Annotated in this window: 21 protein-coding genes and 1 pseudogene; 2 read left to right on the top strand and 20 right to left on the bottom strand. The window is 61.0% G+C overall.

Annotated features, from left to right (window positions below):
* Positions 1-17: 17 nt before the first annotated feature.
* From nuoL to PSEUDOMOFG3G_RS16670, 11 genes are all read right to left on the bottom strand, one after another.
* Positions 18-1,871: an NADH-quinone oxidoreductase subunit L gene (nuoL, locus tag PSEUDOMOFG3G_RS16720; RefSeq protein WP_139050651.1), complete on the bottom strand. Its 1,854-nt coding sequence runs from the start codon at positions 1,869-1,871 to the stop codon at positions 18-20.
* A complete protein-coding gene (gene nuoK / locus PSEUDOMOFG3G_RS16715) occupies positions 1,868-2,176 on the bottom strand; it encodes an NADH-quinone oxidoreductase subunit NuoK (RefSeq protein ID WP_044463936.1) in 309 nt (102 codons plus the stop codon). The genes nuoL and nuoK overlap by 4 nt, the downstream gene beginning before the upstream one ends.
* A 4-nt stretch (positions 2,177-2,180) precedes the next feature.
* Entirely contained in the window at positions 2,181-2,681 is a 501-nt protein-coding gene (gene nuoJ / locus PSEUDOMOFG3G_RS16710) for an NADH-quinone oxidoreductase subunit J (RefSeq protein ID WP_047227739.1), read from the bottom strand.
* Between the two features lie 9 nt (positions 2,682-2,690).
* Positions 2,691-3,239, bottom strand: a complete 549-nt coding sequence (nuoI, locus tag PSEUDOMOFG3G_RS16705) for an NADH-quinone oxidoreductase subunit NuoI (RefSeq protein WP_047227738.1) — start codon at positions 3,237-3,239, stop codon at positions 2,691-2,693.
* An 11-nt stretch (positions 3,240-3,250) separates the two neighbouring features.
* Positions 3,251-4,258, bottom strand: coding sequence for an NADH-quinone oxidoreductase subunit NuoH (gene nuoH, locus PSEUDOMOFG3G_RS16700; RefSeq protein ID WP_047227737.1), 1,008 nt, complete (start codon positions 4,256-4,258; stop codon positions 3,251-3,253).
* The gene (gene nuoG, locus PSEUDOMOFG3G_RS16695) at positions 4,255-6,969 is read right to left on the bottom strand and encodes an NADH-quinone oxidoreductase subunit NuoG (protein ID WP_139050650.1); all 2,715 of its coding nucleotides are present in this window, start codon (positions 6,967-6,969) and stop codon (positions 4,255-4,257) included. Before nuoG ends, nuoH begins: the two co-directional genes overlap by 4 nt.
* A 137-nt stretch (positions 6,970-7,106) precedes the next feature.
* On the bottom strand, positions 7,107-8,465 hold the full coding sequence (gene nuoF, locus PSEUDOMOFG3G_RS16690) for an NADH-quinone oxidoreductase subunit NuoF (protein WP_139050649.1): 1,359 nt from the start codon (positions 8,463-8,465) through the stop codon (positions 7,107-7,109).
* Positions 8,462-8,959, bottom strand: a complete 498-nt coding sequence (nuoE, locus tag PSEUDOMOFG3G_RS16685) for an NADH-quinone oxidoreductase subunit NuoE (RefSeq protein ID WP_003203372.1) — start codon at positions 8,957-8,959, stop codon at positions 8,462-8,464. The genes nuoF and nuoE overlap by 4 nt, the downstream gene beginning before the upstream one ends.
* A gap of 2 nt (positions 8,960-8,961) precedes the next feature.
* Positions 8,962-10,746, bottom strand: coding sequence for an NADH-quinone oxidoreductase subunit C/D (nuoC, locus tag PSEUDOMOFG3G_RS16680; RefSeq protein WP_047227734.1), 1,785 nt, complete (start codon positions 10,744-10,746; stop codon positions 8,962-8,964).
* A gap of 72 nt (positions 10,747-10,818) precedes the next feature.
* The gene (locus tag PSEUDOMOFG3G_RS16675; RefSeq protein ID WP_024779314.1) at positions 10,819-11,493 is read right to left on the bottom strand and encodes an NADH-quinone oxidoreductase subunit B family protein; all 675 of its coding nucleotides are present in this window, start codon (positions 11,491-11,493) and stop codon (positions 10,819-10,821) included.
* A gap of 10 nt (positions 11,494-11,503) precedes the next feature.
* Positions 11,504-11,917 (bottom strand): NADH-quinone oxidoreductase subunit A, encoded by a 414-nt coding sequence (locus PSEUDOMOFG3G_RS16670; RefSeq protein ID WP_011062185.1) that lies wholly within the window; start codon positions 11,915-11,917, stop codon positions 11,504-11,506.
* A gap of 872 nt (positions 11,918-12,789) precedes the next feature.
* Between PSEUDOMOFG3G_RS16670 and PSEUDOMOFG3G_RS28410 the strand changes: the two are divergent.
* A pseudogene (locus tag PSEUDOMOFG3G_RS28410) lies at positions 12,790-13,809 on the top strand (methyl-accepting chemotaxis protein); the annotation flags it as partial.
* Complete coding sequence (locus PSEUDOMOFG3G_RS28405; protein ID WP_371516483.1) at positions 13,795-14,712, top strand: methyl-accepting chemotaxis protein; 918 nt, start codon at positions 13,795-13,797, stop codon at positions 14,710-14,712. The pseudogene PSEUDOMOFG3G_RS28410 and the gene PSEUDOMOFG3G_RS28405, both read left to right, overlap by 15 nt.
* A gap of 223 nt (positions 14,713-14,935) precedes the next feature.
* Here the strand turns inward: PSEUDOMOFG3G_RS28405 and aceA are convergent, their stop codons facing one another.
* The 9 genes from aceA to PSEUDOMOFG3G_RS16620 form a co-directional block, all read right to left on the bottom strand.
* Positions 14,936-16,261: an isocitrate lyase gene (gene aceA, locus PSEUDOMOFG3G_RS16660; protein ID WP_014337679.1), complete on the bottom strand. Its 1,326-nt coding sequence runs from the start codon at positions 16,259-16,261 to the stop codon at positions 14,936-14,938.
* A 457-nt stretch (positions 16,262-16,718) separates the two neighbouring features.
* Positions 16,719-17,480 (bottom strand): secretin N-terminal domain-containing protein, encoded by a 762-nt coding sequence (locus tag PSEUDOMOFG3G_RS16655; RefSeq protein WP_047227731.1) that lies wholly within the window; start codon positions 17,478-17,480, stop codon positions 16,719-16,721.
* 231 nt (positions 17,481-17,711) lie between these two features.
* Positions 17,712-18,137 (bottom strand): GNAT family N-acetyltransferase, encoded by a 426-nt coding sequence (locus tag PSEUDOMOFG3G_RS16650; RefSeq protein WP_139050647.1) that lies wholly within the window; start codon positions 18,135-18,137, stop codon positions 17,712-17,714.
* A complete protein-coding gene (locus tag PSEUDOMOFG3G_RS16645) occupies positions 18,130-19,296 on the bottom strand; it encodes a cupin domain-containing protein (RefSeq protein ID WP_047227729.1) in 1,167 nt (388 codons plus the stop codon). Before PSEUDOMOFG3G_RS16645 ends, PSEUDOMOFG3G_RS16650 begins: the two co-directional genes overlap by 8 nt.
* An 83-nt stretch (positions 19,297-19,379) precedes the next feature.
* On the bottom strand, positions 19,380-20,750 hold the full coding sequence (gene purB, locus PSEUDOMOFG3G_RS16640; protein ID WP_047227728.1) for an adenylosuccinate lyase: 1,371 nt from the start codon (positions 20,748-20,750) through the stop codon (positions 19,380-19,382).
* A 258-nt stretch (positions 20,751-21,008) separates the two neighbouring features.
* Positions 21,009-21,632 (bottom strand): high frequency lysogenization protein HflD, encoded by a 624-nt coding sequence (gene hflD, locus PSEUDOMOFG3G_RS16635; RefSeq protein ID WP_047227727.1) that lies wholly within the window; start codon positions 21,630-21,632, stop codon positions 21,009-21,011.
* On the bottom strand, positions 21,629-22,753 hold the full coding sequence (gene mnmA / locus PSEUDOMOFG3G_RS16630; protein WP_047227726.1) for a tRNA 2-thiouridine(34) synthase MnmA: 1,125 nt from the start codon (positions 22,751-22,753) through the stop codon (positions 21,629-21,631). The genes hflD and mnmA overlap by 4 nt, the downstream gene beginning before the upstream one ends.
* Before the next feature lie 59 nt (positions 22,754-22,812).
* Positions 22,813-23,259 carry an NUDIX hydrolase gene (locus PSEUDOMOFG3G_RS16625; RefSeq protein ID WP_139050646.1) on the bottom strand — a complete coding sequence of 149 codons (447 nt, stop codon included), beginning with the start codon at positions 23,257-23,259 and terminating at the stop codon, positions 22,813-22,815.
* Positions 23,260-23,477: 218 nt separating this feature from the next.
* On the bottom strand, positions 23,478-25,703 hold the full coding sequence (locus tag PSEUDOMOFG3G_RS16620; protein ID WP_047227724.1) for an NADP-dependent isocitrate dehydrogenase: 2,226 nt from the start codon (positions 25,701-25,703) through the stop codon (positions 23,478-23,480).
* Positions 25,704-25,951: the final 248 nt, after the last annotated feature.

Below are 25,951 nucleotides of genomic sequence, written 5' to 3'. Positions count from 1 at the left end.
AGTTCGCAAGGTTCATATCAGACCGCTACCAGCACGATGGCGCCGATAACCAGCACGGCGCCAGCCGCCATGGAAGCCGCATACCAACGCAGTTGACCGGTCTCGGTACGGCTCAGGGCAGTGTGGCCGCCCTTGGCCATGCGCGGGATCAGGCCAATGGTCTGGTCGAGCGGGTCTTTGCGCAGAATGTGGCTGATCGCAAGGTATGGCTTGACGAACAGTTTGTCGTAGATCCAGTCGAAGCCCCAGGCAGCGAACCACCAGGTCGAAAGGAATCGCCCGATGCCGCTGTTGGCGATCGCCGTGACGAAGCGACGCTTGCCCAGGAACAGCAGGGCGGCCAGCAGGATACCGGCCAGGGCGATGGCGCCCGAAGCGATTTCCAGGCTGTGCTTGGCGTCGCCGCCGGCATGGCCGACGCTTTGCGGCAGTACATCGGCCAGCGGTGGCGTGATCATTGCGCCGACGAAGGTCGACAGCACGATCAGCACCGACAGTGGCAGCCAGTGGGCAATGCCGTGGCCAGCGTGGGCTTCGGTCTTGGCTTCACCGTGGAACGCGATGAAGATCAGGCGGAAGGTGTACAGCGAGGTCATGAACGCACCCACCAGGCCGGCATAGAGCAGACCCTGGTTACCGCTGGCGAACGCTTCCCAGAGGATCTCGTCCTTGGAGTAGAAACCGGCGGTGACCAGTGGCAGGGCCGCCAGGGCCGCGCCGCCGACGATGAAGCTGGCGTAGGCCAGTGGCAGTTTCTTCCACAGGCCGCCCATCTTGAAGATGTTCTGCTCGTGGTGGCAGGCAACGATCACCGCACCGGAAGCAAGGAACAGCAGCGCCTTGAAGAAGGCGTGGGTCATCAGGTGGAAGATCGCGCCTTCCCAGGCGCCGACGCCCAGGGCCAGGAACATGTAGCCGATCTGGCTCATGGTCGAGTAGGCGAGGATACGCTTGATGTCGGTCTGGACCAGGGCTGCGAAACCGGCCAGCACCAATGTCACGCCGCCGACGATGCCGACCAGGTGCAGGATGTCTGGCGCCAGGGCGAACAGGCCGTGGGTACGGGCGATCAGGTAGACACCGGCGGTCACCATGGTTGCGGCGTGGATCAGTGCCGAAACCGGGGTAGGACCTGCCATCGCATCCGCCAGCCAGGTCTGCAACGGCAGTTGCGCGGATTTACCGACAGCGCCGCCCAGCAGCATCAGGGTCGCCAGGACGATCCAGAAGTCGCCGGCCTGGAAGTGCTGCGGAGCACGTACCAGCAGTTCCTGGATGTTCAGGGTGCCCAGTTGCTGGAACAGGATGAACAGGCCGATGGCCATGAACACGTCGCCGATCCGGGTCACGATGAACGCCTTGAGCGCCGCGTTACCGTTGTTGCGGTTGCGGTAGTAGAAACCGATCAACAGGTATGAGCACAGGCCCACGCCTTCCCAGCCGAAGTACAGGAACAGCAGGTTATCGCCGAGCACCAGGAACAGCATGCTGGCGATGAACAGGTTGGTGTAGGCGAAGAAGCGCGAGTAACCGGCTTCGCCGCGCATGTACCAGGAGGCGAACAGGTGGATCAGGAAACCCACGCCGACCACCACGCCCAGCATGGTCACCGACAGGCCATCCAGGTACAGGGCGAAGTTCGGCGTGAAGCCTTCCACCGCCATCCACTGCCACAGCACCTGCACGTACGCGCCACCTTCAGGCGGGGCGACGTTGAACTGCCAGATCACGTAGGCCGTGACGATGGCAGACAGGCCGATGGACCCCACGCCAACCAGCGCCGAAAGGTTTTCCGACCAGCGTCCACGAGAGAACGACAGCAGCAGGAAACCGATGAGGGGAAATACGAAAGTCAGAAAGAGTAGGTTCATCCGCGCATCTCGCTGGCAGCGTCGATATCGAGAGTGTGGAAGCGGCGATACAGCTGCAACAGAATCGCCAGGCCGATACTGGCCTCAGCGGCTGCCAGGCTGATCACCAGGATGAACATGACTTGTCCATCCGGCTGCGCCCAGCGAGCGCCCGCGACGATGAAGGCCAGGGCGGAGGCATTCATCATGACCTCCAGGCTCATCAGCACGAACAGAATGTTGCGGCGGACCATCAGGCCGACCAGACCGAGGCAGAACAGGATGCCGGCAACCGCCAGACCATGCTCGAGAGGGATAGCAGGCATGTGATTACTCCTTCGCCTCGTTACGGCCCAAATGGAACGCCGTGACGGCTGCGGCAAGCAGCAGCATCGAGGCGAGTTCGACCACCAGCAGGTACGGACCGAACAGGCTGATGCCCACGGCCTTGGCGTCTACGGTGGTGTGGCCGATGGCCTGGCCGCTCTGGTGAGCGAACAGTACATACAGCAGTTCACCCAGCAGCAGCGCGGCGAGAATCACCGGCCCCGCCCAGATGCCCGGCTTGAGCCAGGAGCGTTCTTGCTGCACCGAGGCCGGGCCCAGGTTCAGCATCATCACCACGAACACGAACAGCACCATGATGGCGCCGGCGTAGGCGATCACTTCCAGCGCACCGGCAAATGGCGCACCGAGGCTGAAGAAGGTCATGGCCACGGCGATCAGCGAGATGATCAGGTAGAGCAGGGCGTGCACAGGGTTGGTGTTGGTGACCACTCGAAGCGTGGAGACCACCGCGATACCCGATGCGAAATAGAAAGCGAATTCCATCTTTCTTCCTTAAGGCAGCAAGCTCTTCACGTTGATCGGTTCGGCTTCATTTTGCGCGGCGCCTTTTGGCTTACCGGCAATGGCCATACCTGCAACACGATAGAAGTTGTAATCAGGGTTTTTACCGGGACCGGAAATCAGCAGATCTTCTTTCTCGTACACCAGGTCCTGACGTTTGAACTCGGCCATTTCGAAATCCGGCGTGAGCTGGATCGCGGTGGTCGGGCACGCTTCCTCGCAGAGGCCGCAGAAAATGCAGCGCGAGAAGTTGATACGGAAGAAGTCCGGGTACCAGCGACCGTCTTCGGTTTCGGCTTTCTGCAACGAGATGCAGCCCACCGGGCACGCCACGGCGCACAGGTTGCAGGCCACGCAGCGTTCTTCGCCGTCGGGGTCGCGGGTCAGGACGATGCGGCCGCGATAACGCGGCGGCAGGTAGACCGCTTCTTCAGGGTATTGCAGGGTGTCGCGCTTGCGAAAGCCATGGCCGAAGATCATGACCAGGCTTCGCAGTTGGGTACCGGTACCCTTAACGATGTCGCCAATATATTTGAACATGGGTCAAATCCTCACTGAACCGCGGCCGCAGGCGTGTTCATCAACACGATCGCAGCGGTCACCAGCAAATTGATCAGGGTCAGCGGCAGGCAGAATTTCCAGCTGAAGTCCATCACCTGGTCGTAGCGCGGGCGCGGGATCGAGGCGCGCAGCAGGACGAACAGCATGATGAAGAACGCGGTCTTCAGGGCGAACCAGACGAAGGACAGTTGCGGCAGGATGCCGAACGGACCGTGCCAGCCACCGAAGAACAACGTCACCAGCAGTGCCGAGATCAGGATGATGCCGATGTATTCACCGACGAAAAACATGCCCCATTTCATGCCGGCATATTCGATGTGGTAACCGTCGGCCAATTCCTGTTCCGCTTCCGGTTGGTCGAAGGGGTGACGGTGAGTCACGGCCACGCCGGCCACGAAGAAGGTACAGAAACCGAAGAACTGCGGAATGATGAACCACAGGTTCTGGGCCTGGTACTCGACGATGTCGCGCATGTTGAACGAGCCGGCCTGGACCACCACGCCCATGAGCGCCAGGCCCATGAACACTTCGTAGGACACGGTCTGGGCCGAGGCCCGCAGGCTGCCCAGCAGGGCGAACTTGTTGTTGCTCGACCAGCCGGCGAACAGCACCGCGTACACCGACAGACCCGCCATGGCGAAGAAGAACAGCAGGCCGATGTTCAGGTCCGCCACGCCCCAGGTCGGGGTGATCGGGATGATCGCGAAGGCGATCAGCAAGGCGCTCATGGCCACGACCGGTGCCAGGGTGAAGATCACCTTGTCGGCAAACGGCGGCGTCCAGTCTTCCTTGAAGAACATCTTGATCATGTCGGCGGCGATCTGGAACATGCCGAACGGGCCGACGCGGTTCGGACCGTAACGGTCCTGCCACCAGCCCAGCAGGCGACGTTCGACGAAACTCAGCAGCGCACCGCAGACCACCACGGCCAGCAGAATCACGATGGCCTTGAGAACCGTCAGGATCACGTCGATCACTTCAGGGGTAAACCAGCTCATTGCGCTGCCTCCTGCAGACCGTCGACGGTTTTGCCGAATATCGCCGGTGGAATACCCGCCAGGCCAGCCGGCAGGGCCACCAGGCCGGCGCCCAGTTCTTCATTGATGCGCAGCGGCAGACGCAAGGTCTGGCCCGCGACGTTCAGGCTCAGCAGGGCACCGTCGTTGACGCCCAGGCGATCGGCTTCGGACTTGGCCAGCGACACGTAGGCGGCCGGGATGCGTTCCTGGACCGGAGCGGCTTTGGAAGAGTTCTCTTCACTGCCGAACAGGTGATGGAACGGTACGACCTGCCAGGTGCCCGGTGCCGGGTTGAAGGCGCGCGGCACGCTGGCGAACCAGCTCAGGCCATCGCCCTGGCTTTCGATCAGGCGAGTGCCCGGATCACCGGCACGCAGGTGACCGCCGACTTCGTCCTGGAACTTGTTCCAGGCTTGCGGCGAGTTCCAGCCCGGCGACCAGGCGAACGGCACTTGCGAGCGCGGTTCGGCGGAGCCCGAGTAACCTTCCATGGAGAACGAGAACGCAGTGTCGTTGTCCTGGGAGGTCCGTGGTTCGTGGACGCTGATGTCGGCGCGCATCGCGGTGCGACCGGAGTAGCGCAGCGGTTCGCGGGCCAGCTTCAGGCCCTTGATGCGGAACGCGGCCGATGGCGCGGCATCGACGATGCGAGCCAGTTGCGGGCTGCTCGAAGCGACGGCGGCGGTGACATGGTCCAGTTGCGTCCAGTCGATCGGCTGGTTCAGCAAGGTGGCGCGCAGGGCATGCAGCCAGCGCCAGCCTTCATGGACCAGGATGCTGGCGTCCAGGTAAGTCGGGTCGAACACCTGGAAGAAGCGCTGGGCGCGACCTTCCTGGCTGACCAGCGTACCGTCGCCTTCGGCGAAGCTCGCCGCCGGCAGCACCAGGTGGGCGCGGTCGGTGGTGGCGGTTTTCTGGTGGTCGGCAACGATCAGCACTTTCGCGGCATTCAGGGCAGCGTCCACCCGGGCCTTGTCAGTGCGGGTGTACAGGTCGTTTTCCAGCACCACGATGGCGTCGGCGCTGCCGTCGATCACCGCTTGCAGGGCTGCGTCCAGCGACTCGCCACCGAGCATGGCCAGGCCGAGGCTGTTGGCTTCCGGCACGATCAGGCTGATGGAACCGTTCTTCTCGCGCAGCTTCAGCGCCTTGGCGATGTTGGCGGCGGCTTCGACCAGCGCCTTGGAACCCAACGAGGTGCCGGCGATGATCAGTGGGCGTTTGGCCGCGAGCAGGGCGTCGGCGATACGCTGGGCCAGCGCGGCCGCTTCACTGTCCAGACCTTCGACGGCCGGGGCACTGGCGTCCAGGGCGTGGGCCACGGCAAAACCGATACGCGCCAGGTCATCCGGTGCTGCGTGGACGCATTCTTCGGCGACGTCGTCGAGCTTGGTTTCAGCCAGGCTGGCAATGAACAGCGGGTTCAGCGCGTGCTGGCCGATGTTCTTCACGGCCGCGTCGAGCCATGGCTGTACGCGCATGGCGTCGGCCATGTCTTCAGCCTTGCCCTTGACCGACTGGCGCAGGGCCAGGGCCATGCGCGCGGCGGTCTGGGTCAGGTCTTCACCCAGGACGAACACCGCATCGTGGTCTTCGATGTCACGCATCGTCGGCACGGGCAGCGGGCTGTCCTTGAGCACTTGCAGCACCAGGCGGATGCGCTCCAGCTCACCGGCTTCGATGCCACTGTAGAAGTGCTCGGCGCCGACCAGTTCACGCAGCGCGTAGTTGCTTTCCAGGCTGGCGCGTGGCGAACCGATACCGACGATGTTGCGCCCGCGCAGCAGTTCGGCGGCCTTGTCCAGCGCTTCGTCCAGGCTCAGCTTGGCGCCGTTGGCGAGCAATGGCTGGCGCGGACGATCCTTGCGGTTGACGTAGCCATAGCCGAAACGGCCACGGTCGCACAGGAAGTACTGGTTCACCGAACCGTTGAAGCGGTTTTCGATGCGACGCAGTTCGCCGTAGCGTTCGCCTGGGGAGATGTTGCAACCGCTGGAGCAGCCATGGCAGATGCTCGGCGAGAACTGCATGTCCCACTTGCGGTTGTAGCGCTCGGAGTGAGTCTTGTCGGTGAACACACCGGTCGGGCAGACCTCGGTGAGGTTGCCGGAGAACTCGCTTTCCAGGGTGCCGTCTTCAACGCGACCGAAGTACACGTTGTCGTGGGCGCCGAACACGCCCAGGTCGGTGCCGCCGGCGTAGTCCTTGTAGAAACGCACGCAGCGGTAGCAGGCGATGCAGCGGTTCATCTCGTGGGAGATGAACGGGCCCAGTTGCTGGTTCTGGTGGGTGCGCTTGGTGAAGCGATAACGGCGCTCGTTGTGGCCGGTCATCACCGTCATGTCTTGCAGGTGGCAGTGACCGCCTTCCTCACAGACCGGACAGTCGTGGGGGTGGTTGGTCATCAGCCATTCGACGACGCTGGCGCGAAACACTTTCGCTTCTTCGTCGTCGATGGAGATCCAGCTGCCGTCGGTGGCGGGGGTCATGCAGGACATGACGATCCGACCACGCTTGTCGTTTTCGTCGGTGTACTGCTTGACCGCGCATTGGCGACAGGCGCCTACGCTGCCAAGGGCGGGGTGCCAGCAGAAATAAGGGATGTCGAGGCCCAGGGACAGACATGCCTGTAACAGGTTGTCTGCGCCATCGACTTCGAGCTCTTTGCCGTCTACGTGGATAGTGGCCATGGTTCAAAGTTCTTCGTTGGCCCGGTGTCAGCGGGCGTGGCTAATGGAATCTTGTTATTCGTCCGAATCCAAACAGCCTTCAAAGGCGTCATCGGACGAAGGCGAAGGGCACGGACCCTTCGCCTTTTAAAGCGTCGTTACGCGCCGACCATGGTCGGCGTGACCACCTGATTGAGATCGCCTGCGCGCGTTGGCGCGATGCCGGCCTCGAATTCAGAGCGGAAGTATTTGATCGCGCTGCCCAACGGCTCCACGGCACCCGGTGCATGAGCACAGAAGGTCTTGCCCGGGCCGAGGAAACCCACCAGACCCAGCAGGGTCTCGATGTCGCCGGCCTGGCCTTCGCCGTTTTCAATGGCGCGCAGCAGCTTGACGCTCCACGGCAGGCCATCGCGGCAAGGGGTGCAGAAACCGCACGATTCACGGGAGAAGAACTCTTCCATGTTGCGCAGCAGGGAAACCATGTTGACGCTGTGGTCCACCGCCATGGCCAGGCCGGTACCCATACGGGTGCCGACTTTGGCGATGCCGCCGGCGTACATTTGTGCGTCCAGGTGTTCCGGCAACAGGAAGCCGGTACCGGCGCCGCCGGGTTGCCAGCACTTGAGCTTGTAACCGTCGCGCATGCCGCCGGCGTAGTCTTCAAACAGCTCGCGGCCGGTGACGCCGAATGGCAGTTCCCACAGGCCCGGGTTCTTGACCTTGCCGGAGAAGCCCATGAGCTTGGTGCCCATGTCTTCGCTGCCGTCGCGGGCCAGGGATTTGTACCAGTCGACGCCGTCGGCAATGATCGCCGGCACGTTGCACAGGGTCTCGACGTTGTTCACGCAGGTCGGCTTGCCCCACACGCCGACGGCGGCAGGGAAGGGCGGCTTGGAACGCGGGTTGGCGCGGCGGCCTTCCAGGGAGTTGATCAGTGCGGTTTCTTCACCGCAGATGTAGCGCCCGGCACCGGTGTGGACGAACAGCTCGAAATCAAAGCCCGAACCCAGGATGTTCTTGCCCAAGAGGCCAGCGGCCTTGGCTTCTTCCACGGCACGGTTCAGGTGCTTGGCGGCGGTGGTGTATTCGCCGCGCAGGAAGATGTAGCCACGGTAGGTTTTCAACGCACGGGCACTGATCAGCATGCCTTCGATCAGCAGATGGGGCAGTTGCTCCATCAGCATGCGGTCTTTCCAGGTGTTGGGCTCCATTTCATCCGCGTTGCACAGCAGGTAGCGGATGTTGATGGACTCGTCCTTGGGCATCAGGCCCCACTTCACGCCAGTGGGGAAGCCGGCACCGCCGCGACCTTTGAGGCCGGAGTCTTTGACGGTCTGGACGATGTCGTCCTGGGCCATGTCGGTGAATGCCTTGCGCGCGGCGGCGTAGCCATTCTTGGCCTGGTATTCGTCCAGCCACACCGCTTCGCCGTCGTCACGCAGACGCCAGGTCAGGGGATGGGTTTCGGCCGAACGCTGGATGCGGTTGGCGGGCCCGAAGGAAGTCAGGGTCATACGTAGCCCTCCAGCAGTTTGGCGACGCCGTCAGGCTGGACGTCACCGAAGGTGTCGTCGTCGATCATCAGCGCCGGGGCCTTGTCGCAGTTGCCCAGGCAGCACACCGGCAGCAGGGTGAAGCGCCCGTCTGCGGTGGTCTGGCCCAGGCCGATGCCCAGCTTGTTCTGGATCTCACCGACCACGGACTCGTGGCCGCCGATGTAGCAGACCATGCTGTCGCAGACGCGAATGATGTGGCGACCCACTGGCTGGCGGAAGATCTGGCTGTAGAAGGTGGCAACACCTTCGACGTCGCTGGCCGGGATGCCGAGGATCTCGCCGATGGCGTAGAGCGCGCCGTCAGGCACCCAGCCACGCTCCTTCTGAACGATCTTCAGGGCTTCGATCGACGCCGCGCGCGGGTCTTCGTAGTGATGCAGCTCGTGCTCGATGGCCGAGCGCTCGGTTTCGCTCAGGGCGAAACGGTCTGTCTGGATAAGCGTGCTATTCATGCTTAGCGGTCCACGTCGGCCATAACGAAATCGATACTACCCAGGTACGCAATCATATCCGCGACCATGCTGCCTTTGATCACCGAAGGGATCTGCTGCAGGTGTGGGAAGCTTGGGGTGCGAATCCGGGTGCGGTAGCTCATGGTGCCGCCGTCGCTCGTCAGGTAATAACTGTTGATGCCCTTGGTCGCTTCGATCATCTGGAAGGACTCGTTGGCCGGCATAACCGGGCCCCACGAAACCTGCAGGAAGTGCGTGATCAGGGTCTCGATGTGTTGCAGCGTGCGCTCTTTGGGCGGCGGCGTGGTCAGCGGGTGATCCGCCTTGTACGGGCCTTCCGGCATGTTGCGCATGCACTGGTCGATGATCTTGATGCTCTGGCGCATCTCCTCGACGCGCACCATGCAGCGGTCATAGGCATCACCATTGACTGCCAGCGGTACTTCGAATTCGAAGTTTTCGTAGCCGGAGTAAGGGCGCGCCTTGCGCAGGTCGAAGTCGCAACCGGTGGAACGCAGGCCCGCACCGGTGACACCCCATTCCAGGGCCTCTTTGGTGTTGTAGGCGGCGACCCCGATGGTACGGCCCTTGAGGATGCTGTTCTGCAAGGCGGCCTTGGTGTATTCGTCCAGGCGCTTGGGCATCCATTCGACGAAATCCTTGACCAGCTTTTCCCAGCCCCGCGGCAGGTCGTGGGCAACCCCACCGATGCGGTACCAGGCCGGGTGCAGGCGGAAACCGGTGATGGCTTCGATCACCGTGTAGGCCTTCTGGCGGTCGGTGAAGGTGAAGAACACCGGGGTCATGGCGCCAACGTCCTGGATGTAGGTACCCAGGAACAGCAGGTGGCTGGTGATCCGGAAGAACTCGGCCATCATGATGCGGATGACGTCGACCTTTTCCGGCACCTTGATCCCGGCCAGTTTCTCGACCGAAAGCACGTACGGCAGGTTGTTCATCACGCCGCCGAGGTAATCGATGCGGTCGGTGTAGGGAATGTAGCTGTGCCAGGACTGGCGCTCGCCCATTTTCTCGGCGCCACGGTGGTGGTAGCCGATGTCCGGGACGCAGTCGACGATCTCTTCGCCGTCCAGCTGCAGGATGATGCGGAATGCACCGTGGGCCGAAGGGTGGTTCGGGCCCAGGTTGAGGAACATGTAGTCCTCGTTCGCCCCGGAGCGTTTCATGCCCCAGTCTTCCGGCTTGAAGCGCGCGGCTTCTTCCTCGAGCTGTTGCTTGGCCAGGGACAGGCTGAACGGATCGAACTCGGTGGCGCGGGCCGGGAAGTCCTTGCGCAGCGGGTGACCTTCCCAGGTCGGCGGCATCATGATGCGCGTCAGGTGCGGGTGGCCGGGGAAATCGATCCCGAACATGTCCCACACTTCACGTTCGTACCAGTTGGCGTTCGGCCAGATACCGGTCACGGTCGGCACGCTGAGGTCGCTCTCGGACAAGGCGACCTTGATCATCACGTCACTATTACGTTCGATCGACATCAGGTGATAGAACACGGTGAAATCGACGCCGTCGGGCAGCCCTTGACGCTTGGTGCGCAGACGCTCGTCCACGCCATGCAAGTCATAGAGCATGACGTACGGCTTGGGCAGGTTGCGCAGGAAAGTCAGGACTTCGACGAGTTTGGCGCGGGCAACCCAAAGCACCGGCATGCCGGTGCGGGTCGGCTGGGCGGTGAACGCCTCGGGGCCAAAACGGTTGTTCAGTTCGACGACCACATCCTGGTCGTCTGCCTTGTAAGGCGGGATGTACAGAGCACTGCCTGTAGTCATGGTTATTTATCGCTTTCGGTCAACGTAAAGAATGAAGCCAGGTTCTCGTTTCTTATGCAGAGCAGAGCTGGATCAGACTTCGTCGGGGCTGCGCAGGTTGGTGACTGCGATACGCTGTTCGCGACGCTGTTCCTTTTGCGATGGCATCTCGGCGCGATAGACGCCTTGATCACCAACGACCCAGGACAGTGGGCGACGCTCCTGGCCAATCGACTCCTGCAACAGCATCAAGCCTTGCAGGAAAGCTTCAGGGCGAGGCGGGCAGCCAGGCACGTAGACGTCCACGGGCAGGAACTTGTCCACCCCTTGAACGACGGAATAGATGTCGTACATGCCACCGGAGTTGGCGCACGAACCCATGGAGATAACCCACTTCGGTTCGAGCATTTGCTCGTAGAGACGCTGGATGATCGGCGCCATCTTGATGAAGCAGGTCCCGGCAATAACCATGAAATCCGCCTGGCGCGGCGATGCCCGGATCACCTCGGCGCCAAAGCGCGCGATGTCGTGGGGCGCCGTGAAGGCGGTGGTCATTTCCACGTAGCAGCACGAAAGGCCGAAGTTGTACGGCCACAGGGAGTTCTTGCGACCCCAGTTGACCGTGCTGTTCAGCACGTCTTCGAGCTTGCCCATGAAGATGTTTTTGTGGACTTGATCTTCTAACGGATCGGAAACGGTTTCCCGCTCGCCAATCGGATACTGCTCGTTAGGAGCATCGGGGTCGATCCTGGTGAGATTGTATTGCATTGCCAAAGCCTCATTGTTTCAGCTTCGCTTGCCGCTTACGACGACCTTCCGGAGCCCAATCAAGAGCCCCCACCCGCCAAAGGTAGACAAGACCTGCCAACAGAATTGCTATGAAAACGAGAGCTTCGACGAATCCGGTCCAGCCGCTTTCGCGGACGGACACAGACCATGCAAAGAGAAAGAGGGCTTCGATATCGAAGATCACGAAGAGCATCGCGACCAGATAGAATTTGGCTGAGAGCCGCAAGCGGGCGCCACCGGTAGGCAGCATGCCGGACTCGAACGGTTCATTTTTGCTGCGGCCCCAGGCTTTTGACCCGAGCAGGCTCGACACGCCGAGCATGAAGGCACACAGGCCGACAACGCCCAGAAGGAAAATGGCAAAGCCCCAGTTGTGGGCCATGAGTCCTGTCGCTTCGGGCATGCTGGAAATCCTTAACAGAGAGCAAAGGTCTCTGAGCTTGAAAAGAAATAACGCAGTGACGATATGTCGCAGCAATCAATCGCGGTGATTTTATGGCTAAACACCGGGCAAGTAAAATTCCTATAGCGAAATTATTTATTGGAATAAGCACATAGCGTACCTCCAGGACCCTGCGGCCCCGGCCCCGTGGGCGTTGGCCGGCTGTTGATCAATAATATTTCGTGCGGAATGCAACAATGATAATGGCTTTCAAATGATAATTATTATTATCTGTGACGGCCTTTCTGCTACGCACTTAGTGTTGTGTCCGAGGGGCAGCCTTACATTGCCGCTACTGCAATTGTCAGCGTCGGACGTTTTACTCCTTTTCGGACTGCCCAATACTGCGTTCGATCAATTTTTCTAACCGTGCGCCGCAGTTTTTTTTGGGGCGGGCTCGGTGAAGGTTGGATTTGCATGGGGACTGCTCCTGTGGGAGCCAAGCTTGCTCGCGATGCCGGCAACGCTGTCCCGAGGCAGACTGCGCAATCGTTCATTACGGGCAAGCTTGGCACCCGCAGATGCAGGCTAGCTCCTACAGAGTAGATTGCTTGAAAAAAAACGGCTCAAAAAAGCCGTGGGCGTTCGATCAATGTCGCTCAGCTAACCCCGCGCAAATCCTATGGCCAGGGAATTTCGTGTTTAAGCGACCAGCGTCGTGCGAGCAAAAAAACGGCACGAGGTTGGGTTTAAGGTCTTGAAGAGGTGATATCAAATGGCTATCTTTATGCTTCATTCATCTAATCATCTATATCAATACTGGTTAGATTTTCGGCCCCTTCTTAGATAGCCGCGTCAGTTTCATCGTTCGTGGCTGATACCAAAGGAAAGTCATGAACTCTTGGATCGCGAATATGAGCGTTATGCTCAAGCTGGCTTTGGGCTTTGCTGTTGTGCTGCTTCTGACCGCTATTCTCGCCGCGACCGGCTGGTTCAGCCTGGGAAAAATGATCGAGCGCACGGATCGAATGACCAGCATTACCGAACTGGGCAACCGCCTTGATCACCTGCGCAGAGCTCGCTTGCAGTACCAGTTGGACCGGGGTGATGAACAAAAAGGTGCATTGATCCAAGCGTCGCTGGAGCAGTTTGTCGCCCAGCAGAAAAGCCTCGCCAAAGAACTGAGAAAACCGGAAAACCTGAAGAAACTTGCCCTGATCGAGCAGGCCAGCACGCAGTATCAAGTGGCACTCAATACGATGCGCGAGGCTTATCGCAATGACGCAGCCATGCGCAAGGAAATGGGCGTCAATGCGGTCAAGGGCGCCGCGCTGATTGCCAGGGTCATCGCTGACGTGGAAGCGCTGCCCGCCTCGGATGAGCGCCGCTTTGACCTTTACAAGCTTATTCTCAAGGCCAAAGAGGACGTGGCGCTGGTGCGTTATGAAGTGCGTGGCTATACCGGCAACCCCAATAGCACCACCGAACAAGCCGCCACCCGCCAGCTCGAAAATGCGTTCAAGAGCATCGAAGCGCTCAACAGCGCTTTCGGCCCAACCTATGCCGACACCATCAAGCAGCTGGAAACCGCGCTGATTGCTTACCGTCGTTCGGTACAGGACTTCACGGCCAGTAATCAGGCCATGGGCAAGGCTGTGCAGGACACCACCGATTTGGGTGAAACCATCACCCGTCTGTCCGGCGAAATGTATGCCAGCCAACTGGTTTCCCGTGACGAAGACAGCGCCCAGGCTCGCATCCTGCAACTGAGCTGTACCGCCTTGGCGATGTTGTTGGGGATTTGTGCCGCCTTGATCATCACCCGCCAGATTACGCGGCCGTTGCAAGACACATTGGCTGTGGTCGATCGCATTGCGGCAGGCGACCTCACGCAACACATGATCGTGACTCGTCGTGATGAGCTGGGTGTCTTGCAGCAGGGTATTCAGCGTATGGGCAGCACCTTGCGCGACCTGATCGGTGGCATCCGCGATGGTGTCACCCAGATCGCCAGTGCCGCCGAAGAGCTATCGGCTGTTACTGAGCAGACCAGTGCCGGGGTCAATAGTCAGAAGATCGAGACCGATCAGGTGGCGACCGCCATGCACGAAATGTCGGTTACCGTGCATGAAGTCGCGCGTAATGCCGAACAGGCTCGCGCAGCCGCCTCAGAGGCCGATGCGCAAGCCCGTATTGGCGACCAGGTGGTCGCGCAAGCCATCGTTCAGATCGAGCGCTTGGCCAGCGAGGTCGGGCGTTCAGTCGACGCCATGAACGAGCTGGAGCAAGAAAGCGGTCGCATCGGCAAGATCATGGACGTGATCAGGGCGGTGGCTGAGCAGACCAACTTGCTGGCCCTTAACGCCGCCATTGAAGCCGCTCGCGCGGGTGACGCCGGGCGCGGTTTTGCCGTGGTCGCCGACGAAGTACGTGGGCTGGCCCAGCGTACCCAGCATTCCACCGAAGAGATTGAGAGCCTGGTGGCGGGCTTGCAGAGCGGCACGCGTCAGGTATCGAGCATTATGCAGAGCAGCCGCGAACTGACCGACAGCAGCGTGGAATTGGCATGCAAGGCCGGCACATCCCTGGGCAACATCACCCAGGCGGTTTCTGGCATTCAGGCCATGAACCAACAGATTGCCGCCGCCGCGGTGCAACAAAGCTCGGTGGCCGAGGAAATCAGTCGCAGTGTCCTGAGCGTGCGCGATGTATCCGAACAGACCGCCTCAGCCAGCGAAGAAACCGCAGCCTCCAGCATCGAATTGGCGCGCCTGGGTAACCAGTTGCAGCAGTTGGTCAGTCACTTCAAGGTGTGAAAAGGGGGGCGTCTGGCGGCCATGCTCCAACTGGTAATTCCAGCAATGGTCGTTCCGATCCCCACTCATACCAAAAAACCGCATGGCCTTGACGATCAACGGTTGGTGAAATCTGGAAAAACGGCGAAAAAAAGCCCCGAACCAGTCGGGGCTGTAGAACGTCGGCTTTGCGGTTAGCTTTTATTCGGTCCGCAAGGGCCGTTGACTCAAGGCATGCCGAGGATCAGTGGAACTGCTCTTCTTCGGTGGAGCCGGTCAGCGCGGTTACCGAGGAGGTGCCGCCCTGGATCACGGTGGTCATGTCGTCGAAGTAGCCGGTGCCCACTTCCTGCTGGTGAGCCACGAAGGTGTAGCCCTTGGCGGCGTCAGCGAACTCCTGCTCTTGCAGCTTCACGTAGGCGGTCATGTCGTTGCGGGCGTAGTCGTGCGCCAGGTTGAACATGCTGTGCCACATGTTGTGAATGCCGGCCAGGGTGATGAACTGGTGCTTGTAGCCCATGGCGGACAGTTCGCGCTGGAACTTGGCGATGGTCGCGTCGTCCAGGTTTTTCTTCCAGTTGAAGGAAGGCGAGCAGTTGTACGACAGCAGTTGGTCCGGGTATTCCTTCTTGATCGCTTCGGCGAAGCGACGCGCCTCGTCCAGGTCCGGCTTGGCGGTTTCGCACCAGATCAGGTCGGCGTACGGCGCGTAGGCCAGGCCGCGGGCGATCGCCTGGTCGAGACCGGCGCGAACCTTGTAGAAGCCTTCCTGGGTGCGGGTGCCGGTCACGAACGGCTGGTCGTACGGGTCGCAGTCGGAAGTCAGCAGGTCAGCGGCGTTGGCGTCGGTACGGGCCAGGATGATGGTCGGTACGCCGGCAACGTCGGCGGCCAGGCGGGCAGCGGTGAGCTTCTGCACGGCTTCCTGGGTCGGCACCAATACTTTGCCGCCCATGTGGCCGCATTTCTTCACCGAAGCCAGTTGGTCTTCGAAGTGAACGCCGGCGGCGCCTGCTTCGATCATGCTCTTCATCAGCTCGTAGGCATTCAGTACACCGCCGAAACCGGCTTCAGCGTCGGCCACGATTGGCGCGAAGTAGTCGATGTAGCCTTCGTCGCCTGGGTTCTTGCCGGCTTTCCACTGGATCTGGTCGGCACGACGGAACGAGTTGTTGATGCGCTTGACCACGGTTGGAACCGAATCCACCGGGTACAGCGACTGGTCCGGGTACATCGACTCGGCGGAGTTGTTGTCCGCAGCCACTTGCCAGCCCGACAGGTAGATCGCCTGGATACCGGCCTTGACTTGCTGCACAGCCTGGCCGCCGGTCAGGGCGCCCATGCAGTTGACGAAATCTTTCTCGGGACGGAAGGCTGGCTTGGCGCCCTGGGTGACCAGGTTCCACAGTTTCTCGGCGCCCATTTTCGCAAAAGTGTGCTCAGGTTGAACCGAGCCACGCAGACGGACGACGTCAGCAGCGGAGTAATTGCGCTTCACGCCTTTCCAGCGCGGGTTTTCAGCCCAATCTTTTTCAAGGGCTGCAATTTGCTGTTCGCGTGTCAGTGCCATGGAGATAAACCTCGTCGCATAGGTCTGGGGTGGAAAATTCCTGCTCCTGCCGACCAGGGGTTGGACGGTCAAGTCGGTTCAGGCGGGGAGGCGACGGGATGAACGATGGGCTCGAGGGGAAAGTGAGCAGGTAGAGGCGAACTGCGGGCGCATTCGGGCGTCGTGGGCCTTTATACGAACTCAGAGTGATGCCGGGTTACCTAGTTACGCTTCCGTCCCTCGGGACAACTTCGTTCCAGTCGCAACCTCGTCAAACACACCTTGTGGGCGGTACAGACACGAATCGGCTCGCAGGGTAGTTGCAAGCGTCGACCCGAAGGCCCTTGCCAGGGCCCCTGATTAGCGGGAGCGAGGCCATCATGCCTTCGGTTTTTTGGCTCGTCAAACGTTTTGTAGTGCTTTTTTTATAGCACTACATCTTTGGTCTAATACGACTCGTCAGTCAGTTTTTGGTGCTTCAGTTCAGGGTATCCACCTTGACCCGCAGAATCATGTCGTCCCGGCCTTGGGTCGAGTAGCTGCGGCTCAGCCCCTGTTTATCGGCCTGAGTCTGGCGATTGACCCCGGCCAGGGTGATCCATTCACCCAAGCGGCCGCTGACCGTTGTGTCGGTACTTTGAACGTTCACTACATCGGGACGTTCCTGGCTCATACGGTCACGGTTGGTACTGATGTTCAGATGAACGGTCTCGCCGGTGACGCTGGCCGTGACATAGAAGCCCTGGGTGACGTTGCGGTATTCGGTCTGGCTTTGCAGGCGGCCGTAGGTGTCGGTCTGGGTGCTGGTGAACGGCACGCTCTGGCCGACCTGAATCAGCGCCGGCTGGCCTTCGCTGGCTTGTACCTGCTGCACGCCGCCTTCGCGGCTGGCGGTGCTGCGGTTGATGATGCGGGTCTGGCTGGGAGCGGCGCCGTTGATCGAATAGCCCTGGTCGCCCTGCAAGTTGTTTTCGTTGGTGTCGACCGTGATCAGCAGGCGCTTGGGGGCGGTGTCCAGTTGGGCGAGAAATGCCTTGAGCTCCTCGATTTTACTGGGCTCGGCATTGACGATCAGTTGGTTGCCATAGGCGCTGACCTGGCCGTCCTTGCCGATGAAATTCTGCGCCACCGGCAACAGGTCGGCGCTGGTTCGGTAGTTCAGCGGGACGATTTCAGTAGCGGCCATCACCGACAGGCTGCAGCCGAGCAGCAGGGTGGCGAGCAGGGTGCGTAAGGACATGTCCATTTCTCCGCGAGACAAAGGCTTGATATTGCCAGTTTGTCGGCCTGGGGTGGGGCAAGTTGAATGTTAGACGGCAAAACGCCCCGGCATCGGTGGATGGCGGGGCGTTTTGTGGTGCTGCATGATGCTTTTGTGGCGAGGGAGCTTGCTCCCGCTGGGTCGCGAAGCGACCCCAAAATACAGGGCTGCTGCGCAGCCCAGCGGGAGCAAGCTCCCTCGCCACAGGGGTCAGGTCGAATGGCGAACCATGTCCACATGCGGAATCCCGGCTTCCAGGAACTCCTCGCTGACCACCGCAAAGCCCAATCGCTCGTAGAACGGCGTGGCATGCACCTGGGCGCTGAGCATCTGCTGCTTGAGCCCGCGCTTCTCGGCTTCGGCGATCACGGCGTGCATCAGCGCGTCACCCACCTTCAGGCCGCGCCAGTCCTTGAGGACCGAGACGCGACCGATATGGCCGTCAGTCAACAGGCGCGCGGTGCCGATGGGGAAGTCGCCTTCATACGCCAGAAAATGCACCGCGCTCTGGTCATCGGCATCCCATTCCAGTTCAGGCGGGACGGATTGCTCGGCAATGAACACAGTCTCACGAATGCGCCGGATCTCGGCGTTATCCTTTTGCCAGTCTGCGACACGAACGTGGATTTTATTCATCAGCGAACCCCAGGCTGCCTTGCTTGACCAGCTCGCAGATCAGGCCGCGACCGTCTTCGTCGGCCAGCCACGGGCCGAGGTTTTCGCTGTGCAGGGCATCGGCGGCGCAGATCATTTTCAGCAGGTCGCGCAGCTTGCCCGGCAGATAACGGCTCTGGCCGCTGGCAAACAGCAGCAGGTCATCATCGACTTCCGACCAGGCCAGGCGGGCGCTTGGGTTGCGGATGATCACTGCGCCCTGTTCCAGGCCGGCCAGCAGGTCGTCTTCTTCCAGTTCCGGGCCTACCACCAGCTCCGGGTAGCGCGGCTCGGTCATGAACTGGCCGAACCAGGTCAGCAGCAGGCGCTCGTCGCTCATGTGCTCGGCCAGCAGGCCCTTGAGGCGATCGAGGGCATCGTGCTGGATCTGGTGCGGGTCGGCCACCGGGCGCGCATCGGCGTCGGTGTAGCGTTCTTCGTCCGGCAGGAACTGGCTGAGGAAGTCGGTGAAGTGGGTCAGCACTTCGGCGGCGCTCGGCGCGCGGAAGCCTACCGAGTAGGTCATGCAGTCATCCACGGCCACGCCGCAGTGCGCCAGGCGTGGCGGCAGGTAAAGCATGTCGCCCGGTTCCAGGGTCCACTCGTCGGTGGCCTCGAAGTCGGCGAGGATGCGCAGGTCGGCGTGTTGCAGCAGCGGGCTCTCGGAGTCGCACATCTGGCCGATTTTCCAATTGCGCTGGCCATGACCCTGCAGCAGGAACACATCGTAGTTATCGAAATGCGGGCCGACGCTGCCACCCGGGGCAGCGAAGCTGATCATCACATCGTCGATGCGCCAGCTCGGCAGGAAGCGGAAGTTTTCCAGCAGTTCGCTGACTTCGGGTACGAACTGATCGACAGCTTGCACCAGCAGGGTCCACTCGCGCTCCGGCAATTTGCTGAATTCGTCTTCGGCAAACGGGCCGCGACGCAATTCCCAAGGACGTTCGCCGTGCTCGATGACCAAGCGCGATTCGACTTCTTCTTCCAGGGCCAGGCCGGCCAATTCGTCGGCATCGATCGGGCTTTGGAAATCAGGAATCGCCTGACGGATCAGCAGTGGTTTTTTCTGCCAGTAGTCGCGCAGGAACTCCCGTGCCGTGATGCCGCCCAGGAGTTGCAGAGGAATATCAGGATTCATGTGTAACCTATTGAAAAAATATACTTTTCAGACGCGAATAAAAACGCCCGGCGCGGCCGGGCGTCTCAGGGCAAAACGGTGGATCAGATGCGCTTGGCTTGTGCCGCTGCGTTGCCGATGTAGTTGGCCGGCGTGAGCTTTTTCAGCTCGGCGCGGGCCTCGGCAGGCATGTCCAGGCCATCAATGAAAGTCTGCAACGCTTCAGGGCTGATGCCCTTGCCACGGGTCAGTTCTTTGAGCTTTTCATACGGGTTTTCGATGTTGTAGCGACGCATTACGGTCTGGATCGGCTCGGCCAGGACTTCCCAGCAGGCGTCCAGGTCGGCGGCGATTTTCTGCTCGTTTAGTTCCAGCTTGCTGATGCCCTTGAGGCTGGCTTCATAGGCAATGACGCTGTGGGCAAAACCCACGCCCAGGTTGCGCAGCACTGTGGAGTCGGTCAGGTCGCGCTGCCAGCGGGAGATCGGCAGCTTGCTCGCCAGGTGCTGGAACAGCGCGTTGGCGATGCCCAGGTTGCCTTCGGAGTTTTCGAAGTCGATCGGGTTGACCTTGTGCGGCATGGTCGAGGAACCGATTTCGCCAGCGATGGTGCGCTGCTTGAAATAACCCAGGGAGATGTAGCCCCAGATGTCACGGTCGAAGTCGATCAGGATGGTGTTGAAGCGCGCGATCGCATCGAACAGCTCGGCGATGTAGTCGTGCGGCTCGATCTGGGTGGTGTACGGGTTGAAGCTCAGGCCCAGCTCGTCTTCGATGAAGGCGCGGGCGTTGGCTTCCCAGTCGATGTCCGGGTAGGCCGACAGGTGCGCGTTGTAGTTGCCCACGGCGCCGTTGATCTTGCCCAGCAGTGGCACGGCGGCGACCTGGGCGATCTGGCGCTCCAGGCGGTACACCACGTTCGCCAGTTCCTTGCCCAGGGTGGTCGGCGAAGCCGGTTGACCATGGGTGCGCGACAGCATCGGTACGTCGGCGAAGCGGATTGCCAACTCGCGGATGGCCTGGGCGGTCTGGCGCATCAGCGGCAGCATCACGTCATCACGGCCTTCGCGCAGCATCAGGGCGTGGGACAGGTTGTTGATGTCCTCGCTGGTGCAGGCAAAGTGGATGAATTCGCTGACGTTGGCCAGTTCCGGCAGCTTGGCCGCCTGCTCCTTGAGCAGGTATTCAATGGCTTTGACGTCGTGGTTGGTGGTGCGCTCGATCTCTTTGACGCGCTCGGCGTGCTCCAGCACAAAGTTTTCAGCCAGGGCGTTCAGCACCGCGTTGGCTTGCGCGGAAAACGCCGGGACTTCAGCAATGCCAGGGTGAGCGGCAAGGCGCTGGAGCCAGCGCACTTCAACCAGGACGCGAGCGCGGATCAGGCCGTACTCGCTGAAAATCGGGCGCAGGGCCTGGGTTTTGCCGGCGTAGCGGCCGTCAACAGGGGAAACCGCAGTGAGCGAAGAAAGCTGCATGGGGTGTTCTCGGACAGTCGGGCAACGAAATGGGGCGCGTATCATACATGAAAACAATCGCCGGTCCGTCGCCAACTGACCGGCGTATTACGCGTAACGGAACACTATTTACCACCTGTGGCGAGGGAGCTTGCTCCCGCTGGGGCGCGAAGCGGCCCTGAGTCCAGGCAGTCCGCTGGATCAGCCGGACTCAAAGGACTGCGTTGCAGTCCAGCGGGAGCAAGCTCCCTCGCCACAAAAAAAGCGGGTTGAGGCGACTTATTCGTTGCGCATCAACGGGTAAAGCTCTTTCAGCAATTTGCGTCGGCTGATCACCAGCTGCCAGCGATGACCACCCAACTGCCGCCACAGCCGCGCCGAGCGAATTCCGGCCAGTAACAGGGCGCGGATCTTCGAGGCATTGCTCGGTTGTTGCAGATTGCGCATGTCGCCGTGTACCTGAATGCGCTGGCGCAAGGTGCTCAGGGTGTCCTGGTACAGCGCACCGCAAGCGGCGATGACGTTTTCGTGGGCGGGACCGAAGTGTTCAACCTGGGACTGAATCTGCGGCAGGCGATTGCCGATGGTATCCAGCAGGTCGTCGCGCTTGGCCAATTGACGTTCCAGGCCCAGCATCGACAGGGCGTAGCGCAGCGGCTCGCGTTGCAGAGTGCTGGGGTCGCGCTCCAGGGCGCCGATCAGTGCGCGATAACCCTCGCGCAGGTTCAGGTCATCGCCGCCATAGACTTCAAGTGTGTCCTTGGGATCACGAATCAGCAGGCTGCCGAGCATGCAGCTCAGGCCCGCTTCGGTGGCTTGGCCGGTCTTGGCGATCCGATCCACCAGCACGGCGGCGAGAAACACCCCGCCCAATGCCGTCAGTTGCTCCTGGGTCGGGCTCATGCCTTGCTGCTCCAGGGCTCTGCGACTTCGATCACGCCGCCGCCCAGGCAGATTTCCCCGTCGTAGAACACCACGGACTGGCCGGGTGTGACTGCTCGTTGTGGGTCATCGAACGTCGCGCGATAGCCCGTGGCGGTTTTTTCCAGCATGCAGGGCTGATCACTCTGGCGGTAGCGAACCTTGGCCGTCAGACGGCGCGGTTGGCTGAGGTCGATCGGGTTGACCCAATAGATGTCGGAGGCGAGCAGGGCGCGGGAGAACAACCACGGATGGTCGTTGCCCTGGCCGACGATCAGCTCGTTGTGCTCCAGGTCCTTGACCAGCACGTACCACGGCTCTTCACCGGCGTCCTTCAGCCCGCCGATGCCCAGGCCCTGGCGCTGGCCGATGGTGTGGTACATCAGGCCATGGTGGCGGCCGATGACTTCGCCTTCGGTGGTCTTGATTTCGCCTGGCTGGGCCGGCAGGTACTGCTTGAGGAAATCGCTGAAACGCCGCTCGCCAATAAAGCAGATGCCGGTGGAATCTTTCTTCTTGGCGGTGGCCAGGGCGTGTTTTTCGGCGATCGCGCGCACTTGCGGCTTTTCCAGCTCGCCCACTGGGAACAGGGTCTTGGCGATCTGCTCGCCACCGACGGCGTGCAGGAAGTAGCTCTGATCCTTGTTCGGATCCAGGCCCTTGAGCAGTTCGGTGCGGCCGTCGATGTCGCGGCGGCGCACATAGTGACCGGTAGCGATCAGGTCAGCGCCGAGCATCATGGCGTAGTCGAGGAACGCCTTGAACTTGATTTCCCGGTTGCAGAGGATGTCCGGGTTCGGCGTACGGCCGGCCTTGTATTCGGCCAGGAAGTGCTCGAACACGTTGTCCCAGTACTCGGCGGCGAAGTTGGCGGTGTGCAGCTTAATGCCGATCCTGTCGCAGACGGCCTGGGCGTCCGCCAGGTCGTCCATGGCGGTGCAGTATTCGGTTCCGTCGTCTTCTTCCCAGTTCTTCATGAACAGGCCTTCCACCTCATAACCCTGCTCGATCAGCAGAAGGGCGGAAACGGAAGAGTCCACGCCGCCGGACATGCCGACAATGACGCGCTTGTTGGTGGTGTCAGAAGGGGCTGGATCACGCATAGCAGTTCAATGAGTGTCTTGAAAAAGGACGCGATTCTATCAGGCCCGGACGCGCAAGGCTAAAGAGAAGGACGGATCAGCGTCAGACTGTGGCGATGACCGGCCAGATAATCGTCGATGCAGCGGATGATCAGCTCGCTGCGCCAGTGGTCACGCTGTTCGAGCAACTCGTTGCGGGTCAGCCACTTGGCGCCCAGGATGCCATCATCCAGTGGATAGTCCGGGCGGTGGTTCAAGGCCTTGGCGGCGAAACAGACCCGTTGGTAGGTCACGCCATTGCTGGGGGCGGTGTACAGGTAAATGCCCACCACGCTGGTAGGTTCGACGTCCCAGCCGGTTTCTTCCAGGGTTTCGCGCACGGCGGCTTCGATCAGGGTTTCGTTCGGGTCCAGGTGGCCTGCAGGCTGGTTGAGCACCGCTCGTCCGCCCTTGGATTCTTCCACCATCAGGAAACGGCCGTTGTCTTCGACGATGGTGGCGACGGTGATGTGGGGGTTCCAGTCCATGGGGTTTCCTCTATTTCTCAGATTGGAATGCGGGCCACTGTGGGAGCGAGCTTGCTCGCGATAGCGGTGGGTCAGTCAATATCAATGTTGAATGTTATATCGCTATCGCGAGCAAGCTCGCTCCCACAGGGGAATACTGTGTTGTCAGGGGAATATGGTGTGTCTGGAAACACAAACCCCGGCACCAGGGCCGGGGTTTGTGGTGTTCCTTTACAACCTTACACCAGCGCAGCAATCGCCGCGTTGAAGGTGTTGCTTGGGCGCATGGCCTTGCTGGTCAGCTCCGGGTTGGCGAAGTAGTAACCGCCGATGTCCACCGGTTTGCCTTGGACGGCATTGAGCTCGGCAACGATTTTTTCTTCGTTGTCGGTCAGTGTCTTGGCCAGGGCAGTGAACTGGGCCTTGAGGGCTGCGTCGTCGTTTTGCGCGGCCAATGCCTGGGCCCAGAACAGGGTCAGGTAGAAGTGGCTGCCGCGGTTGTCGATGCCGCCGACCTTGCGCGAAGGCGACTTGTTGCGGTCCAGGAACTCACCGGTGGCCTGGTCCAGGGTCTTGGCCAGCACCAGGGCTTTAGGGTTGTTGTAGGTCACGCCCAGGTGTTCAAGGGACGCGGCCAAGGCCAGGAACTCGCCCAGGGAATCCCAGCGCAGGAAGTTTTCTTCCAGCAACTGCTGAACGTGCTTGGGTGCCGAACCGCCGGCGCCGGTTTCGAACAGGCCACCGCCGTTCATCAGCGGCACGATCGACAGCATCTTGGCGCTGGTGCCCAGTTCCATGATCGGGAACAGGTCGGTCAGGTAGTCGCGCAGCACGTTGCCGGTCACCGAAATGGTGTCCTTGCCTTCGCGGGTACGGGCCAGGGTGAATTTCATCGCGTCGACCGGCGACATGATGCGGATGTCCAGGCCGGCAGTGTCGTGGTTCTTCAGGTAGGCCTGGACTTTCTCGATCACCACGCCGTCATGGGCGCGCATCGGGTCCAGCCAGAAAATCGCCGGGGTGCTGCTGGCGCGGGCACGGTTGACGGCCAGCTTGACCCAATCCTGGATCGGCGCGTCCTTGGTCTGGCACATGCGGAAGATATCGCCCGCCTCGACGTTCTGCTCCAGCAGGGTGCGACCGGTGTTGTCTGAAACACGGACCACGCCGTCGGCCTTGATCTGGAAGGTCTTGTCGTGGGAACCGTATTCTTCGGCTTTCTTGGCCATCAGGCCGACGTTCGGCACGCTGCCCATGGTGGTCGGATCGAAAGCGCCGTGTTGCTTGCAGTCTTCGATCACCGCCTGGTAGATGGTGGCGTAGCAGCGATCCGGGATCACGGCCTTGGTGTCGTGCAACTGGCCGTCGGTGCCCCACATCTTGCCGGAGTCACGGATCATGGCCGGCATCGAGGCGTCGACGATGACGTCGCTCGGTACGTGCAGGTTGGTGATGCCTTTATCGGAGTTGACCATCGCCAGGGATGGGCGCGCCGCGTAGACCGCCTGGATGTCGGCTTCGATCTGCGCCTGCTGCTCGGCCGGCAAGGCCTTGATGCGGGCGTACAGGTCGCCGATGCCGTTGTTCAGGTTGAAGCCGATCTGCTCCAGCACTTGTGCGTGCTTGGCCAGGGCGTCTTTGTAGAACTCGGCGACGATCTGACCGAACATGATCGGGTCGGAGACCTTCATCATGGTGGCCTTGAGGTGGACCGACAGCAGGACGCCTTTTTGCTTGGCGTCTTCGATTTCAGCGGCGATGAAGTCGCGCAGGGCGTTCTTGCTCATCACGGCGCAGTCGAGGATCTCACCGGCTTGTACGGTGGTTTTTTCTTTCAGGACAGTGGCAGTGCCGTCCTGAGCGATCAGCTCGATTTTCACGCTGCCGGCGGCGTCGATCAGGGCGGCTTTTTCGCTGCCGTAGAAATCACCGGTGCTCATGTGGGCCACATGAGACTTGGAGTCGGCTGCCCAGGCGCCCATTTTGTGCGGGTGCTTGCGCGCGTAGTTCTTGACCGACAGCGGTGCGCGGCGGTCGGAGTTGCCTTCACGCAGGACCGGGTTCACGGCGCTGCCCTTGACCTTGTCGTAGCGGGCGCGTGCGTCTTTCTCGGCGTCGCTGGTCACAGTTTCCGGGTAGTCCGGCAGTGCATAGCCCTGGGCCTGCAATTCCTTGATCGCGGCCTGCAGTTGCGGCACCGAGGCGCTGATGTTCGGCAGCTTGATGATGTTAGCTTCAGGCGTCACGGCCAGGTCGCCCAGTTCGGCGAGGTGGTCGGCGACGGCTTTGTCACCCAGTTGCTCGGGGAAGCTGGCCAGGATGCGCCCTGCAAGGGAGATATCGCGGGTTTCCACGGCGATGTCGGCCGAGGCGGTAAAGGCTTCGACGATCGGCAGCAGCGAATAGGTGGCGAGGGCGGGAGCTTCGTCGGTGAAGGTGTAGATGATCTTCGAGCGGGTGGGCATATTCGGATTAACTCTCTTCTTTGCTAAAGCATGCGCAGAAACTCGAGGGGCGCCGGGTAAGCGCGTTCGTTCAAAGTCATCCGTGAGTCGAATGTCGAGGTTTCTTCGCGGTGATGTTGGGTGCATCAGTCGAGCGTCAAGCGGTCGGGCCGCGGTAACGGTCCGGCTTTCAACGGGCCGAAAGTCTTGTGATAGAGCCATCAGCCGTCGTGACCCTGTGGTCAGCGGCGGCATTATACATAGGTAGC

The sequence above is a fragment of the Pseudomonas sp. FG-3G genome (genome assembly GCF_901007645.1).
GTDB lineage: Bacteria > Pseudomonadota > Gammaproteobacteria > Pseudomonadales > Pseudomonadaceae > Aquipseudomonas > Aquipseudomonas rhizophila.
Note: the sequence above shows the minus strand (reverse complement) of the source record. Positions and strands in the feature narration are given on the sequence as shown.

Bases quoted from the DNA above. Each gene is read 5' to 3' on its own strand.
- PSEUDOMOFG3G_RS16675 (WP_024779314.1), bottom strand. From the start codon at position 11,493: ATGCAATACAATCTCACCAGGATCGACCCCGATGCTCCTAACGAGCAG.
- hflD (WP_047227727.1), bottom strand. From the start codon at position 21,632: ATGAGCCCGACCCAGGAGCAACTGACGGCATTGGGCGGGGTGTTTCTC.
- nuoE (WP_003203372.1), bottom strand. From the start codon at position 8,959: ATGAATAGCACGCTTATCCAGACAGACCGTTTCGCCCTGAGCGAAACC.
- PSEUDOMOFG3G_RS16655 (WP_047227731.1), bottom strand. From the start codon at position 17,480: ATGTCCTTACGCACCCTGCTCGCCACCCTGCTGCTCGGCTGCAGCCTG.
- mnmA (WP_047227726.1), bottom strand. From the start codon at position 22,753: ATGCGTGATCCAGCCCCTTCTGACACCACCAACAAGCGCGTCATTGTC.
- nuoJ (WP_047227739.1), bottom strand. From the start codon at position 2,681: ATGGAATTCGCTTTCTATTTCGCATCGGGTATCGCGGTGGTCTCCACG.
- PSEUDOMOFG3G_RS16645 (WP_047227729.1), bottom strand. From the start codon at position 19,296: ATGAATCCTGATATTCCTCTGCAACTCCTGGGCGGCATCACGGCACGG.
- nuoK (WP_044463936.1), bottom strand. From the start codon at position 2,176: ATGCCTGCTATCCCTCTCGAGCATGGTCTGGCGGTTGCCGGCATCCTG.
- PSEUDOMOFG3G_RS16625 (WP_139050646.1), bottom strand. From the start codon at position 23,259: ATGGACTGGAACCCCCACATCACCGTCGCCACCATCGTCGAAGACAAC.
- nuoG (WP_139050650.1), bottom strand. From the start codon at position 6,969: ATGGCCACTATCCACGTAGACGGCAAAGAGCTCGAAGTCGATGGCGCA.
- nuoF (WP_139050649.1), bottom strand. From the start codon at position 8,465: ATGACCCTGACTTCCTTCGGGCCCGCCAACCGCATCCAGCGTTCGGCC.
- nuoH (WP_047227737.1), bottom strand. From the start codon at position 4,258: ATGAGCTGGTTTACCCCTGAAGTGATCGACGTGATCCTGACGGTTCTC.
- nuoL (WP_139050651.1), bottom strand. From the start codon at position 1,871: ATGAACCTACTCTTTCTGACTTTCGTATTTCCCCTCATCGGTTTCCTG.
- PSEUDOMOFG3G_RS16620 (WP_047227724.1), bottom strand. From the start codon at position 25,703: ATGCCCACCCGCTCGAAGATCATCTACACCTTCACCGACGAAGCTCCC.
- PSEUDOMOFG3G_RS28405 (WP_371516483.1), top strand. From the start codon at position 13,795: ATGATCGTGACTCGTCGTGATGAGCTGGGTGTCTTGCAGCAGGGTATT.
- nuoC (WP_047227734.1), bottom strand. From the start codon at position 10,746: ATGACTACAGGCAGTGCTCTGTACATCCCGCCTTACAAGGCAGACGAC.
- PSEUDOMOFG3G_RS16670 (WP_011062185.1), bottom strand. From the start codon at position 11,917: ATGCCCGAAGCGACAGGACTCATGGCCCACAACTGGGGCTTTGCCATT.
- purB (WP_047227728.1), bottom strand. From the start codon at position 20,750: ATGCAGCTTTCTTCGCTCACTGCGGTTTCCCCTGTTGACGGCCGCTAC.
- aceA (WP_014337679.1), bottom strand. From the start codon at position 16,261: ATGGCACTGACACGCGAACAGCAAATTGCAGCCCTTGAAAAAGATTGG.
- nuoI (WP_047227738.1), bottom strand. From the start codon at position 3,239: ATGTTCAAATATATTGGCGACATCGTTAAGGGTACCGGTACCCAACTG.
- PSEUDOMOFG3G_RS16650 (WP_139050647.1), bottom strand. From the start codon at position 18,137: ATGAATAAAATCCACGTTCGTGTCGCAGACTGGCAAAAGGATAACGCC.